Annotated in this window: 11 protein-coding genes, 7 tRNA genes and 1 pseudogene; 4 read left to right on the forward strand and 15 right to left on the reverse strand. The window is 60.4% G+C overall.

Translation table 11 applies throughout. The features are described 5' to 3' along the window. Positions 1–78: 78 nt before the first annotated feature. The 7 genes and pseudogenes from BLQ01_RS22625 to BLQ01_RS08655 form a co-directional block, all read right to left on the reverse strand. A pseudogene (locus BLQ01_RS22625) lies at positions 79–243 on the reverse strand (IS256 family transposase); the annotation flags it as partial. Between the two features lie 165 nt (positions 244–408). Further along, positions 409–484 (reverse strand) — tRNA-Gly (locus tag BLQ01_RS08630). A 57-nt stretch (positions 485–541) separates the two neighbouring features. Next, a tRNA-Val gene (locus BLQ01_RS08635) sits at positions 542–616 on the reverse strand. A gap of 24 nt (positions 617–640) precedes the next feature. Continuing rightward, positions 641–713, reverse strand: a tRNA-Gly gene (locus BLQ01_RS08640). A gap of 57 nt (positions 714–770) precedes the next feature. After that, positions 771–845, reverse strand: a tRNA-Val gene (locus BLQ01_RS08645). 39 nt (positions 846–884) lie between these two features. After that, positions 885–955 (reverse strand) — tRNA-Cys (locus tag BLQ01_RS08650). Positions 956–1001: 46 nt separating this feature from the next. Then, positions 1002–1074, reverse strand: a tRNA-Gly gene (locus tag BLQ01_RS08655). 249 nt (positions 1075–1323) lie between these two features. Here BLQ01_RS08655 and BLQ01_RS08660 point away from each other — a divergent pair. Beyond that, a tRNA-Val gene (locus BLQ01_RS08660) sits at positions 1324–1398 on the forward strand. An 80-nt stretch (positions 1399–1478) separates the two neighbouring features. Here BLQ01_RS08660 and BLQ01_RS22325 read toward each other — a convergent pair. The 3 genes from BLQ01_RS22325 to BLQ01_RS08675 all read right to left on the reverse strand — a co-directional run bounded on the left by BLQ01_RS22325 (position 1479) and on the right by BLQ01_RS08675 (position 3607). Further along, a complete protein-coding gene (locus tag BLQ01_RS22325; RefSeq protein ID WP_175493386.1) occupies positions 1479–1907 on the reverse strand; it encodes an SH3 domain-containing protein in 429 nt (142 codons plus the stop codon). A 199-nt stretch (positions 1908–2106) separates the two neighbouring features. Beyond that, the gene (locus tag BLQ01_RS08670; RefSeq protein WP_139183454.1) at positions 2107–2835 is read right to left on the reverse strand and encodes a hypothetical protein; all 729 of its coding nucleotides are present in this window, start codon (positions 2833–2835) and stop codon (positions 2107–2109) included. Between the two features lie 64 nt (positions 2836–2899). Next, complete coding sequence (locus BLQ01_RS08675) at positions 2900–3607, reverse strand: DUF3060 domain-containing protein (RefSeq protein WP_026540341.1); 708 nt, start codon at positions 3605–3607, stop codon at positions 2900–2902. Positions 3608–3760: 153 nt separating this feature from the next. On the opposite strand from BLQ01_RS08675, the gene BLQ01_RS08680 reads away from it, so the two are divergent. Together BLQ01_RS08680 and BLQ01_RS08685 are read left to right on the forward strand one after the other, a co-directional pair. Then, positions 3761–4957, forward strand: coding sequence for a sensor histidine kinase (locus BLQ01_RS08680; protein WP_139183455.1), 1197 nt, complete (start codon positions 3761–3763; stop codon positions 4955–4957). Then, positions 4954–5580 carry a response regulator gene (locus tag BLQ01_RS08685; protein ID WP_091551940.1) on the forward strand — a complete coding sequence of 209 codons (627 nt, stop codon included), beginning with the start codon at positions 4954–4956 and terminating at the stop codon, positions 5578–5580. The genes BLQ01_RS08680 and BLQ01_RS08685 overlap by 4 nt, the downstream gene beginning before the upstream one ends. Positions 5581–5631: 51 nt before the next feature. Here BLQ01_RS08685 and BLQ01_RS08690 read toward each other — a convergent pair whose 3' ends face one another. From BLQ01_RS08690 to BLQ01_RS08710, 5 genes are all read right to left on the reverse strand, one after another. Next, positions 5632–6351, reverse strand: coding sequence for a hypothetical protein (locus BLQ01_RS08690; protein WP_139183456.1), 720 nt, complete (start codon positions 6349–6351; stop codon positions 5632–5634). 49 nt (positions 6352–6400) lie between these two features. Next, entirely contained in the window at positions 6401–6811 is a 411-nt protein-coding gene (locus BLQ01_RS08695; protein ID WP_091551193.1) for a response regulator transcription factor, read from the reverse strand. A gap of 21 nt (positions 6812–6832) precedes the next feature. Beyond that, positions 6833–7804, reverse strand: a complete 972-nt coding sequence (locus tag BLQ01_RS08700; RefSeq protein ID WP_091551195.1) for a class C sortase — start codon at positions 7802–7804, stop codon at positions 6833–6835. Between the two features lie 126 nt (positions 7805–7930). Continuing rightward, on the reverse strand, positions 7931–9415 hold the full coding sequence (locus tag BLQ01_RS08705) for a SpaH/EbpB family LPXTG-anchored major pilin (RefSeq protein ID WP_175493387.1): 1485 nt from the start codon (positions 9413–9415) through the stop codon (positions 7931–7933). 94 nt (positions 9416–9509) lie between these two features. After that, positions 9510–12242, reverse strand: a complete 2733-nt coding sequence (locus tag BLQ01_RS08710) for a DUF7933 domain-containing protein (RefSeq protein WP_091551196.1) — start codon at positions 12240–12242, stop codon at positions 9510–9512. Between the two features lie 392 nt (positions 12243–12634). Here BLQ01_RS08710 and BLQ01_RS08715 point away from each other — a divergent pair, with 392 nt between their 5' ends. Continuing rightward, a complete protein-coding gene (locus tag BLQ01_RS08715) occupies positions 12635–14368 on the forward strand; it encodes a sigma-70 family RNA polymerase sigma factor (RefSeq protein ID WP_254779308.1) in 1734 nt (577 codons plus the stop codon). The last annotated feature ends 35 nt before the right edge of the window (positions 14369–14403 follow it).

Below are 14403 nucleotides of genomic sequence, written 5' to 3' on the forward strand. Positions count from 1 at the left end.
GTTCCAGCACCATTCGGTGCGGCGCCGGAAGGAACGGGCCGTGCCAAACGAGGTCGCGGCTGACTGGTTCGACGTGCCCAGCAGCCAGCCAAGGAACGCGTCCAATTCAGCTCTCCGGCTCACATCGGGACGTTCACCCGAGCGGCTCGCCCCGCACTTCAAACACCGGTACCGCTGCTTACCGGCAGCTGTTTTCCCGTTCCGAACCAGCCCGCGGCCACAAATCAAACACTCCAGAGATATGCAAGCACCCCAGCCACCCTAAGCTTCAAAAGCTTAGCTACCCCGGATTTCCCGCGCGATCACTGGGAAGCAAGCCCCTCCCATACACACGTTTTGTCCTATAACCCTGGTCTTTGCTGAAAAATGGCACAAAAAAAGCAGCTCCGGGGAGCTGCTTTTTTATTCTGGAGCGGACGACGAGATTCGAACTCGCGACATCCACCTTGGCAAGGTGGTGCTCTACCAGCTGAGCTACGTCCGCACATGTTGTCTGCCTGGCTGGTGCCTGGCCTTCAACAACAAACAAGTTGCCTTGTTTTGGTGGGCGATACTGGGATCGAACCAGTGACCTCTTCCGTGTCAGGGAAGCGCGCTACCGCTGCGCCAATCGCCCGTTTCCGGGTCCTTCTAAAAGGAGAGCGGACGACGAGATTCGAACTCGCGACATCCACCTTGGCAAGGTGGTGCTCTACCAGCTGAGCTACGTCCGCACATGTTGTCTGCCTGGTTGGTGCCTGGCCTTCAACAACAAACAAGTTGCCTTGTTCTGGTGGGCGATACTGGGATCGAACCAGTGACCTCTTCCGTGTCAGGGAAGCGCGCTACCGCTGCGCCAATCGCCCATGCATCCAGCCAGAAGCTGGAAGACATGGTTTTCACCGAGGTGGGTACGGGATTCGAACCCGTGTATACGGCTTTGCAGGCCGCTGCCTCGCCTCTCGGCCAACCCACCGTGTAAGCAGGATTCCGGGGAATTCTTGCCTTGACAGTGCCTTGCGAGCGGACGACGAGATTCGAACTCGCGACATCCACCTTGGCAAGGTGGTGCTCTACCAGCTGAGCTACGTCCGCAGTGTCGTTTTGACGGCCAGCCTTGCAGGCTTTCCGTCGCTTTCCGACGAGTAAAAACTCTATAGGAGGTTGTTGCAAACTCCAAATCGGGCGCTGATTTTTGCTTTCGGAGACGGCTGGATCCTTGTCTTTCCGCGGCTTGCGGAGAGTTTCACCGGTGTAATTCCGCCCGTGTAGTTCGCTGCCGGCGCGAAGGAGCTGATCGGTTTTGTATTCAGGCCGTGGTCGGTTAGTGTTTTCTATGCACCCGGGCGATTGGCGCAGTGGTAGCGCGCTTCGTTCACACCGAAGAGGTCACTGGTTCGAACCCAGTATCGCCCACCAAACAAAAACCCCCCGGTTCTCCGGGGGGTTTTTGGTTTCCGGGGATGTCAGCGTCGTCCTCAAAGTCTGAGCAGAAGCTTTCAGCAGTGCGGCAGGATGGTCGTGACGTTCGGCCCGGTGTAGACGTAGCGGTCAGAAACGTACTGGGCACCCAACGAGCCGGGGTAGAGCTTGAGCCAGATGTTGTCACCGTCTACCCATGTGCCGGTGGTCCAGCAATCGAATTCCTGGACCAGGCCACTGCTGAGCATGCGGCCCGTGAGCGCGTATCCGGTGCCGGGTCCTCTTCGGACGTTGAGGTTGTAGTTGGTGTAGACCTGAGCGCACTTAGCGCGGTAGTCGCTGAAAGAGACAGCGCCACCGTAGCCATTATGTGGGAACTGAGTGCAGTACTTGATGGTGCTTGACAGCTTTGCAACAGCCGCATTTGCCGGGGGAGCGACCATGGTCAACGAGAGTGTGATGCCAATGGCCGCTGCTGTGCCAAATTTCTTGAGTGTGGGTTTCAACTGTCCACTTCTCCTTCTCATCTTTGTTGCCTGAGGAGGCCATGGTCTCAACTGAGATCAGGCCTGACGGTGCCACGGTGAACTACCGCTGCCTATATGTGATGTGGGTTACGGAATCGTGACGACAAGTGATGAAATGGGAGTTGTCCCTGCGCGTCGAACGGCCTTGCGTTGTTGGCCTGGAGAAATATTTGCTGGGTCAGGAAACCTGCGCATCACCGAAGACGAGATAGCCCTGCTCGGAATATTCGCACTCGCCGGTGCCTGTTGAAGCACGGAAAGTCAGCGTTTGTCCCCCCGTCAGAACAACCTGCAGTGGCGCCCCTCCGTCGTCGTCTATTTGCAGACGGGTGATGAGCGCATCATCGAGATACACATCAACAATTGCTTTGATTCCAGCGGGGGTACCGGCGCGAAGACCCACTTGGGCCTTGAAAATCGTGAATGCGCCATCCAATTGATAGCTTGTCTGGTCGGTCGTTCCGTCGCAGCCCATGAACTGGGATGTTGATTTCGTGTACACGGTGCCCGATGCATCGCCTTCAAGTACGGCGCTGGTTTCGCCCACCGGCCTGGTGGATTCGTTTTTGAGCGCGTACAGCCACTGGCCGCCCGCCTGCAGGGAACCCGCTGCCGCCAGCTTCCCGGGTGCGGTGGTGGTCGGCGTCGGTGCCGGCGTGGATGTCCCGGCCGGGCTGTGACGCTCAGAAGCCGTAGGCCCGGAAAAGGGCGCCGAGTCCGTCGTAGAAGTGGAGGGGTCGGGTTTTGGGCCTTCCGGGCTGCCACCGGTACCGCAGGCTGACAGACCTAAGGTCATGGACATTGCCAGGGCAAAAATGGCGGAACGTTGGATCCTCTTCAAGACTGTTTCTCCTACTTTATAGCTGCGGAATTTCAGAAAATGAGGTGCCCGGACTAAGAGGGACAAGCTGCCTGGAAACACTGACTCGATGCCGAAGCCTGCTTCAGTCTCCAGTCCGAGGTGTCGGTGGCTAGTGGGGGGTTACGCTGTTCCCAATGCCGGTAACCGAACTCGCGGGGGCATCCCCGGCATAGCGTGCCGAGTTCGAGTTGCCGCTGACAGTGGCCATCTTCAGCGTGCCGGTTTTGACCGAATTGCCTTGTCCTTCCATGGTCAGTACACCGGTGGTGCGATTGTGCAGGGAATTGGGCCCCGAGACGATGGTGACGTTTTCAAAGGTGTCACCTGTGAGGAAATTCCCAACACCGTCAATCTGAATGGTTGTGGCATTGGCGGCCTGTACCGTATTCGAAGTTCCCATGACGCTGATTGAGTTGCAGGCACCGGAAATTCTCACCGTGTTCCCTGTTCCATCGATGACAACGTCACCACCCGAACAGTTCAGTTCGGCGGTAACAATGTCGCCTGTGACAGTGTGGGTGGTTCCGCTGGAAATCTGGAGCGCAGTTGGGGCGGTGGTGGGGATAATGACCTCTGGTCCGGAACTGGAGTTGGCTGCGGCAGGAGAATTTGATGTGGGGCCTGCAGATACCGGCGAACCAAGTTGCGGTGACGGGCTGGCCGCAGTGGAGACGGCACTGCTGACGGGCGCATCCGTTACGACTGCTCCTGCAGGAGCGCCGCCGGCACCGCATGCAGAAAGAGCAAAGGCTGCTCCTGCATTGGCCAAGACCAACGGCAATACCAGCAAGATCCTCCGGTGTTCGAATCGTTCCATGATTGCTTGTCCTTGATCTATAGCGTTGGTCCGCACTTTTCGTGCTGTGACGTAACCATCGCAGTTTCAACCAGTGCTGTCACGCCGGGAAAAATGCTGTCAGCAGAACTGCCGACAGCATGCCGGTGGCGGCGATGGGTAGCATTGCGTTCCATGGACAGAACCGGGGAAGAGACCCTTGCGACGGTGAGGGATGCGTTGATGCACAACCGGACATTCCTGGTGCGGGGCATTGCCCTTCTTCGGCTGGCCCAGCTGCTGCTGTGGCCGGCAGGCATTGTGTTCGGCCTGACTGCGGGCATTGAGAACCCGGCCCTGGCGACCGTCACCATTGTCCTGCAAACCCTTTGGTCCTTGATTTGGGTGACCATCGTGCTCAGCCGAAACGACATCCCTGTATGGTCGCTGTGGGCAGATGTCTCCATCAATGCCAGTGCTGCCGGCACGGCAGGTCTGGCGTGCTATCCCTGGGACGCATTGAGTTGGTCAAATTCCGCGGTTCCGTTGGCCATGGGAAGCATGTTTTCCCTCGCACTACTTTTTCCGGCACGGCGCGTTGTCCTGGCTTGGCTTATGCTGTCAACCGGTATTGGTGCCGGCGCCTCTGTCGCCATGTTCGGCCAGCATGCGATGGTGACTGAGTATCTTTCCACCTTGGTTATGCTCCTCGTCGTGGCTGCCTTGGCCTCACTGGTGGGGCACCGGCTGCGCGCGCTGGCGGAAAATGCCGGCCGCGCCGCGGAGGCATTGGAGAACTCCCTGCAGTGGCGCCGAGCCGCGGAAATTCAAGGCAGCGAACGGACAAGGCAATACCGCACGCTGCATGACACAGTACTCTCTACCCTCAGTGCGCTGGCCCGTGGAAGTTTGGATGCCTCAGACCCGCTCGTCCAACGCCGCTGCGCAGCTGATGCGGAATACCTGCGCTCGATTATCTCCTCGGCGGACCGGTCAGCGGCAAACAGGCTTCAGGGCGAGCTTGCAGCTCTAGGCCGGGAACAGGCGGTATTGGGCTTGAGGGTGCACCACCAGGTTGCCGACATGCCCGCAACCGTTCCCGAGGAGGTCGTCATGACGATTCGGGACGCCAGCAGGGAGGCTCTGAACAACGTCTTGAAGCATTCGGGGCAGAGCCAGGCATGGGTGACGGGGCGCGGCGACCCCTCCGGGAACGGCGGAGTCACGGTCACGGTAACAGACCGCGGGCGGGGATTCGACACGGGCGGAAACTATCCGGGCCTCGGACTGAGCGGTTCGATCATTGCCAGAATGGCTGAAATTGGGGGCAGTGCAGTGGTTGAGAGTCAGACCGGGCAAGGGACCAGCGTGGAATTGCGGTGGCCCGCATGAGCAGTCCTGTGCGGATTGGCGCGATTGACGATGACAGGATGCTCCTGCAAGGCCTTGCTGCGTGGCTGGAACCCTTGGAGGATGTGCTGCTGGTCAGGATGGCGTCCACGGTGGCCGAATACCTGCAGGATCAGGCGGACGTCGATGTAATCCTGCTGGATTTGAATCTCAGGGACGGCAGCAATCCCGGCCGCAATGTCCAGGAGCTCCTCGAAACAGGTGCAGCTATTCTGGTGGTTTCAACCATTCCAGATCAAGAACATGTGTTGGCAACTATTGAAGCGGGCGCTTCGGGCTACATCACCAAGGACAATGATCTGCCCAACCTCGTCGACTTTATCCGGTCCGCAGCTAAGGGCGAGCTGGCGGTCAGCCCGGAGTTGGCGTTTTTGCTAAGCACTGACGCGCGGCCGCAGCGACCCCGGCTTTCAGCCCAGGAATCCACGGTTCTGCGTATCTACGCCTCGGGGGCCACGCTGGCCGCAACGGCCCGCCAGGCAGGCGTCGCTTATGGAACGGCCAGAGAGTACCTTGAGCGTGTCAAACGCAAGTACACTGACGCCGGATGGCCAACCAGGACCAAACTTGAACTTCGCGAACGGCTTTGGGAAGAGGACCTCTGAAGCTCGGCTCCCGGCGTGGGAGCGGTGGCGGTGACAGACCGGAGACCCTGCCTACGGAAGTTTCACGAAACTTCCCAGGCTCTCCCACTCATGGGTTTCGTTATTCAGCAAAGTGGTTTCGGCGCCGGTGCCCTTTACCTCCCGGAGACCGTACTGGTAACCCTGCACTGAATACTCTGACAATCGGCCGTCCTGGCCTGACCGCGGCGTGAGTAAGGCGACATACTCTTTGCCGGCCTCGAGGTCGACGTCGTTTGTGATCTTTGCCTTGATGTACTTTGCGTCGGCCGGCTTTGCCCCGCCGTTGAGCCTCAGGATCTTCTCCTGCTGGGCGTTGTTGAGGCTGTTCCAATATTCGTCGAAAGTTACGGTTCCACCAACCCGCGAATAGTTCACCCCGGCGCCAGCGGCAATGTCGCCCTTGTAGACCTCGCGTACAGTCATCTTTCCCACGGTTTGGGGAAACACATGCTGGTTGTCGATGGGGCTGAATGTGCGCCCAGCGCCGATTGACTCAATATGGACCCGCGCGACGATTGGGTACTTATTGAACCCATAAAAGGGATCTTTCGGTTCCCACATGAAGTCGACATCGGTCCCGGCCGTTTGGATTTCATTGGCCGGGATGTTGGCGTAGGCGTCATTGGTGCTGTGAGGATCAGATGGCTTGCTGGTCCGGCCGGACCCCGGGCCCGCGGAATCTGCGCACGCCGACAAGCTGCCCAACAGCAGCACTGCCGCGATCATGATTGGTGCTGTCAGTCTATTCATGATGTGGGCACTCCTTCTTTGGAGCGATGGGCCGGTCCCCACCTCTCCTTTACGGCTTGACGCACGGTGTCGGACGCACTGCGCCCGAGGCCGGTTCGTGGGGACTCAGTTGCAGTGCAAGTTCACGCAGCTGGCGGGGCCGGAAAGGCTTGATGAGGTATGCCGTGGCCCCGGAGGCGATGGCGTGCAGTTCGTCATCCAGTTCTGCAAAGGCCGTGATCATCAGAATGGGGGCGGGTGAAACGGCGGCAAGCAGGCGTGCAGCCTCGCGGCCATCCATATCAGGCAGGCCCACATCAAGAGTGATGAGGTCAGGGTTGAGTCGTTCGGCTGCAACCACGCCGTCATGTCCTGTTTCGCAGGCGTGAACTTCGAAGCCGGCGTCTGTAAGGATCAACGCTATGAGGTCGCGGATATCAGTATCGTCCTCAATGACAACGCAGGTTCTTGGTGAATTCACGTGGCCCCCTTCGGGACAAGCTTACGTGCGGGACCGCCCGACGCCGTAGAGGCCCGCCGGTTCTGGTCCCGACGGACCTTCACCATTAGGCGCAACGCCCCGCCCGGCACCCTGCTGACGGGGGCGTGTGACGAGGACGGCAAGGGCTGCCGTTGCACAGAGTCCGAGTGTCCACCAAGGAAAGCCGGGGTCCAGCGTCTGGCCGGCAAAGGCTTGTGCTTGGTCCTCGCTTGGAGCATCAACGCGCTTCCCGCGTACCAGGAGTCGGTGGCTGTTGACGCCCTTTGGGGTGCAGGTAACGAGGGTGACCAGGTCTTGCCCTGCGATTTTGCGGAGGGCTTCGGTGTCTTCGGGCTTCACGGTCAGGATTTGGTCGACTTCATAGTAAATCGCCTTGCCCAGGACGGTGATGGAGAAGACGTCCCCCGTTTTGACCTTGTCCAGGTTGTCGAAGAGCCTCGAATTGACGAAGCCCGAGTGGCCCGTCAACACGCTGTGGGTGTCCGTTCCACCAACCGGCAGCCCAGAGCCGAAAAGGTGCCCGATGCCTTTGGACAGGGTTTCCTCGTCCGTGCCATGAAAGACGGGGAGGTCGCTGTGGATTGAAGGGATGCTGATGCGTCCCATCATGCCGTTGGGGCCGACGTCGAGGATGTTTTTGTACGTTTCCGAGCCGGCCCCCACAACGATCTGGCCGCCGTCGTCATTCAAAGAGTACGGATCCCTCAAAGGACCGCTGGGCAGGGCTGCATTGAATGCCCGGGCCTTCTCCAGCAACGAGTCCTGCGCTGAGGGTGCAAGGTTCTCCACCGTGTCGGCGTAGCCGCTGATTTCCGTGGCATGCACACGGTCCGAGAACCAGGCGGCCGCAGTTGGGTACAGCAGGATGCCTACGCCTATGACGGCGGCAAAAATGATGAAGAGCCGCTGCCCTGTCCAGGCGCGGCGACGTGTGCTCCGGGGGCGCAGCCGGTTTGTTTGCTTCGGTTTCATGTCGGTCCTGGGAAGGGTGGTGAAGTGAGTCGTTGGAACGGATGGAACCACCGTGGGGAAGAGCGCACATGATTGGCGTTCTTCCCCACGGTGCGGTCAAACTGTCAGGCCCTGATCTTCCGGGATTCAGCCTTTGTCGGCGCTGCGGCGTGAACGGATCAGCAGCAGTACTGCACCAACCACCAGGAGTCCGCCGGCTGCGTACAACAGGTTCGTTCCAACGCCACCGGTCAGGGGGAGTTCAAAACCGCTGTTGGAAGGGACGTTTTTGACTTGGAGGTCAATCCCGACTGCCGTGGAACCGGCGTTGATGACGAAGGACACCGGCGCGGCCAGCAGTTCGTATCCGGCTGGGGCGGTTGTTTCAACCAGGTAGTAGGTGCGGTAGTTGGCATCCCCGGGTGCCACAGCAGCGCCGTTCGCCCAGTCCGAGTAGCGCAAACCGGACAGAGTCAGCGTGCCATCGGCAGCTACGGTGAATACGGTCTGGCCGCTGATGGCGATCGGGTTGGTGCCGGCTTTGGCGTCTGCCTCGGAAGCGTAAACGGAGAAGGATGCGCCAGAAAGGGCTGTGCCGTTCGGATCGGTCTTCTGAAGGGTCATTTCGCCCCACTTGGTGACAACCGGCGGCGTAACGATCGGTCCACCCGGCTGACCCGGGGTGCCGGTGAAGCTTCCGGCGTTCGGGTAAACGGCAGCAACGTTCTCGATTTCTCCGACTGCGTTGGCGGTGGTGTTGACAACGAGCTGAACGCGGGTGGTGTTGTGCGCGGCAAGCACGGCCCGGCCGGCTGCGGTGAACTCAACCGAAACAGTGTTGCTGGCTGCATCGAAGGTCACCACGTAGTGGGTTCCTTCGGTGAGGACGGTGCCATCGAGCAGCGTTGCCGTTGCATCGACGTAGCTCAGCTTGGGATCGAGGACATCAACAATCTTGTAACCATCAATGATGGCTTCGTTCGGGATGTCACCGGTGATGGTGAAGTCGACCGCGTCACCGAGTTTCACAGCCGGGGCGTCCGTAACCGTCTTCTCAGCACCGGTCACAGAGTTCTTGGGGTAGACGTTGACGTCGTAGATCCAGTTGTTGGTGTTGTTGGGGTCAGTGAGCGGCACCGAAATCAGGAAAGGAGCCGACGGCGTCACACCGGCCGGGTAATTGGTTTCTGTCACCAGGTAGAGGCCCAAGGGAAGAGTGTTGAAGGCTGCTGTGCCGGTGGCGTCTGTTGTCCGGGATTGTGCGGCGCCCAGGGTGTAGCCTTCGGCCGCGATGGAACCAGCCGGATTGGCCGCAGAGAAAGAAGTGCTCAGGTTGTGGGCAGCATCCCAGCCGGCGTTCGTGCTCAGATCGATGGAATTGACCTGCGCGATGCTGAAGGTAATGCCCGACAACGGGGTCAGTGCGCTGGTATCCACGGCGGTGCCGTTGTTCGGCAACCCGGTGGGCGTGGCTGGACGCTCAAACTTGTGGACAGTGATGGAACCAGTCCGGGTGCCATCGACAAGGGGAGCGGCGGATGCAGGAGCTACGGAAAAGGACATAGCCAGCACCGCCCCGGCGATGGTGGCGGCGGCGGTCTTCCAAAGACCCCGGGAGCGTAAATTGCTCACGTGAACCTCTTTCTTTTTTTGGGGGTGATGCTCGGAGTGAACACCTTGGGGGGGAAATACGGTCCTACCTTGGGATGGCGGACCGGGTCTGGTATCAGGCCAATGCCCGCTTGCGTGAGCGCCTGAAGCTTGTGAAGGCCACGAACAGCGACGCCGTCAGGAGTCCTGTTCCGGCTGCCGTGAGCGGCCACCAACCAATGCCTCCTGTTTCGGGCATCTTCAAAGCAGGGACATCACGGACGGTAACGAGGAACACGCCGTCGCCGTCAGGGTCACCGCTGGTCACGACACCTGAACCGCTGCCGGCGCCCAGCGTTACGGCACCATTGGGCGCAACGGTGAACTGCACCGGCTCTGCGAGGAGACTGAATCCCGCAGGTGCCTGGGTCTCCTGGAGCCAGTAAACGCCCGGCTCGATTCCGGTGATCTGAAACTGTCCAATGCTGGAGGGGACAGGCGTCACAGCGTAGGCATTATTGACGGCACCGGCCGCACCCGAGGCGTCGTCGTGGATGGCCCAGGACGAGCCCGCCATGGGGACCCATAATGAACCCGAGGATTCCCCGACCTTCTCAAGAAGAATTTTCGACGGCGTGTGGTGGGTGGTGATGCATGCCGGATTCACTGGTGTGGCGCCAGTCGCGCAACGAAGAGGAGTCACGCTGCCACTGCCGGTGGCCATGTTGACGAGTTGGGAACTCCAGGCCGTCTGGGCGACGGTGACTTTGTAGCTCAGGACGGCCGTTGCACCGGCCGGAAGCGTGAATGGGGCGGTGGTGAGTACCGTCGAACCTGCCGGCGGGTCGGCTACAGCGACAGGCGCTGAAGTGCCAATCTTCAGTGTGGCGGATCCGGGCACGAAGGCTGCCTGATCCAGGACGTCCGCCAGGTTATCGGTGAGGACAACGTTGTTGATCTGCCCTCTGTCACTGGTGGCCGTCACAGAGTAGGTGATGGTTTCTCCGGGTCGAACAGAAGTGTTTCCGGCAGAAGGTATGCCGTTGACTGAGGCACTCTTTGCCATGGTCCACTGGGGTGTTACGGGGGTTGTGACGGTGGCGGAGCAGCCGGTTCCCGGAGACGGAGCACAGGCGGGATCAACGGTAGTGACCAGCGAGGTGGAGCCAGCCACAGGATTCGGTCCTCCACCTGGCATGGTGGGAACGGCGGTCTGGGCGGCGGGCACGATGGTGGCCGTATTGGTGATACTCGTTGAGCTGCCCAGGGCAACTGTGCCTGTAATCCTGTAGGTCAGTGTCCCGCCGACGTTGATACGTACAGTTCCGGAGATGCTTCCTGTGCCGCTGGGAGCGTTGCAGGCGGTCGGTGCGGTGGGTGGGAGGTTCGGGGTACCTGCAGCTGTCACACTGCAAGTCCATGCTGCGCCCTGGATGGATGAGGGCAAGGGATCAGTGAACAGAGCGTTCACGGCATCGCTGGGTCCGTTGTTATGCACCACCACCGTGTACGTGATGCTCTGGCCGGGCACGTAGGTGGTGAGGTCAGCGCCTTTGGTGATGGACAGGTCCACCACCGGCTTCACGGTCAGAGGGGCAGTCCCTGGAGAGTAAAGCCCGGTAATGGTGGGGAAGTTGTTGGTGCAATTGGGAACCGCAGTACCGTCGTTGGCTACGCATCCCGAGTTGTTGTAAACGCCGGGAGTGTTGGACGTAACGGTAACGGTAATGGTGCACGAGACACTGCCCTGTGCGAGGTTCCCCGTCACATCCACGGTCCTGCCCGACACTGTTCCGGCTGTGCGGACACACGTCCCGCCCAGTGGCCCGACGGCAGTCAATCCGGCAGGCATTGTGTCAATGAAATGCCATCCGTTCTTGGCCATGAGGTCAGAGGTGTTGGTGACGGTGTAGGTCAGTGTTGTGTTCTGCCCCTGCGTGATAGTGGTGGGGGCAAAGGACTTGTCCAGCTGAGGGGTCACGTCCACCAGTTGCGGAAGGTCAAAACCGACGTCGTTTCCGTTGCCTGTAGCCGTAAGGTTCCGCACCCGGATGCCCAGCGTGGGAGTCGTCCCGGAAACGGGAACTTGGATTGCGCCGGACTGCAGCTTCGCGACGCGGAAGCTGCTGCCGCCATAATTGACGGACTGGGAACTGGCATCGGAGCATGGATCCAAATTGGAGCCCACCACGGTGGGGACTCCGTTGATGAGGATGGCGAACTCCTGGCTCGCATGGTTGGAGAAGCAACTGGTTGCCCCGAAGATGCCTGAGATCGCGTAGTAATGCCCGGCAATGGTGGGAATCGTGTTCTTGGTGGTCTGCAACTGACGCCCCGCCAACTGGGCGCCGGTAACGCTGTTGGTGTACTCGCTCAGGATCTGGTTCTGGGCGGCCTGCGCGTCTGTCATGCCCTGGAAAAGGCCCATGGCATGTGCCATCTTGCCAAGCTCCGTGAAAGCGGTGTTCCGGCCACATTGATCGTTGGTCAGGATGTTCAGGAGTCCGCCGTTGCTGGGCAATGGCGTACCTTCGCGCAGGATCCAGCCGTTGCAAGCCTGGGCGCCGGGCAGCCATGCGGCATCGGCCGTGTACTGTTCACTGCCCGCTGCTGCTCCGCCGGTGTACGAGCCCAAGGGTATTGGCGCCGTAGCCGCGCTCGCATTTGAGAAATCTTCGCTGTAGACCAACTTTCCCGCCTGGGTGACGCCCGGCGTTCCAGGCAGGGCGGCAACAGGTGTGGGGGCATTGACGGCGCTGTAGCCGATGGTGCCGGCAAGGACCGCAAGAGCCGTTGCGAGGAGGACGAGCCGTGAGGCGGCACGCTCGCGGTTGGTCTTGGTGACGCCCCGCTTCATGTACTTCTGCATGGTCCATTTCTCCTGACATGCCACCGGAAAACCGGTAGCTCTTCGCCCAATTGGATGACTAGTGGATTTCAGAAGGGGATCGTGACGGAGAAGTGAGTGTGAGCTTTATCACACAGAGGCCGGTTTCCGGTCCTGCCGCGTCATCGCGCGGTTTCGGTTCCTCAACGGAAAACAAGGTACCGATTCGTTATTTTCCTGGGAGGTCGTCGGCTTTAGTCTGGTGGGGGAGCGCGGCCCCTGGACATGGCGACTGCGTGAGGGCTGCAGCAGCGTGGCTCTCCTGTTCCGGACGTTGTTGTCCGGGTTTTCCGTTCACCTTGTCGTGTCCGTCAGTAGGCAGCGCCATGGGGGCGGATCCAAGACGGAACAGATTGCGGGACAGTAGCTCTGGAGTGGGGCTGGCCGAGCCGGCACTAAGCGATGAGCAACTGGTTGAGCAGGTGCGCTCCGGTGACACCGCCGCCTTCGATGCTCTTTATGGGAGGCATCGCGTGATGGCGAGGCACGTCGCTGCAGCCCAAGTCGACAACAGTGCTGACGTTGACGATGTAGTGGCTGATGCCTTTGCATCCGTGCTGGAATCACTGGCCCAGGGGAAGGGCCCCGACTTATTTTTCCGCGCCTATTTGCTGACCGCAGTCCGCAAAACCGCTTACAGGGCCAATCGCTCCGGTTCACGAACGCGGCCCACTGACGAGTCCTATCTTCTGGATAGTGCGCATTACCATCAGGATTCGGTTCTGGCCGAGTTCGAAACAGCCGCTGTGGCCCAGGCCTTCAAATCCCTTCCCGAGCGATGGCAGGCCGTTCTGTGGTACGTCGACATTGAGGGCATGAAGCCCAGGGCAGCGTCGCCGATGCTGGGGCTCAGCCCCAATGGCGTTTCCGCCCTTGCCCTGAGGGCAAGGGAAGGGTTGCGTCAGGCCTATCTGCAGAACCATGTCAAAGCCTCTGTTGGCGAGGACTGTGAGGAGTACTCTGCGCAGCTTGGGGTCTATTCCCGCAAAGGACTCAGCCCACGGTCCGAACGGAAAGTTCAGTCCCACCTGGAGGAGTGCTCAAAGTGCACGGCTCTTTTGCTGGACCTTCATGATGTCCAATCCTCAATGAGGTCTGTGCTCTTCCCGTTGATAGCGGGAATTGCCTTCAGCCCGGCGATTGCCGCTTTGGCCTCAGCCTCTGGTTCAGCCGGTGCGACTGCCGCAGCAGGTGCAGCCCATGGCGGCATGGCACTGCCCATGAAAGTGGTTGTCGGGGTGCTTGTGGCTGCCGTGGCGGGCTCCGCAGCAGTGGCAGCCATGGGCGCTGCGGGCATGTTTGTTCCGGGCGCACAAACGGCCGAGATTGCGCCTTCGCCGAAGCCCCCGGGAGTAACTCCAAGACCTACGGCCAGCCCGACGCGGCCACTGGTTCCTGTTCCGGGGGAAACAGGCCAGGCCAATCCACCCATAGCAGGCGAGGTGCCGGCACTTCCCGCAATCCAGGTGGTGCTGCGGCGAAACACCAACCCCTCGTTGCCGGCACTGCCCCCCGCGCCCGGAGGGTCGACGCCAAAGGAGCCGCCTTCCTTGCCCCCGGTTCTGCCCACCATTGCCCCCTCGGCGCCCGGAACCAACCCGCCAGTTGTCCCTTCAGCATCCCCATCAGCCACAGCATCCGTCCCTCCCGCTGCCACGCCGACGGGCAACACCACGCCCTCGCCCCAACCGTCGTCGTCGAGTCCGACCCCGACTCCAACCCCGACTCCGACGCCGACCCAAACGAATCCGGCGCCGGCTGTTACTGCAGAGTTCGTGGCAGAACCCGGCACCACTGCTTCCGACGTGAATGTAGAAATTGTTTTCGTCCTCGGCGACGAGAGGATTCCAGCATCTGCTGAAGTGACATTCAGCTTGTCGGAGGGATCAGGCCTCATCCCCGGTAAATTGATCGAGCCATCAGGCTGGAGCTGCCGGAAGGAACGCGACGATATTCCGGAGCTGAAGTGCACCAGTACCGCAGTGGACCCGGGAGCCCTCGGTTTCCATATGGGAGTCACCCGCAACGACCCCAACCAGACAACCACGATGACCTACACGTTCAGCGGCAGTGGGATTGCGCCGACGACGTTCGTGGACACCTTTTGACCAGCGGTTGCTATGCCCGGTGGGTTTGGCCCGGG

It is taken from the genome of Arthrobacter sp. UNCCL28 (genome assembly GCF_900102805.1).
Taxonomy (GTDB): Bacteria; Actinomycetota; Actinomycetes; order Actinomycetales; family Micrococcaceae; genus Arthrobacter; species Arthrobacter nicotinovorans_A.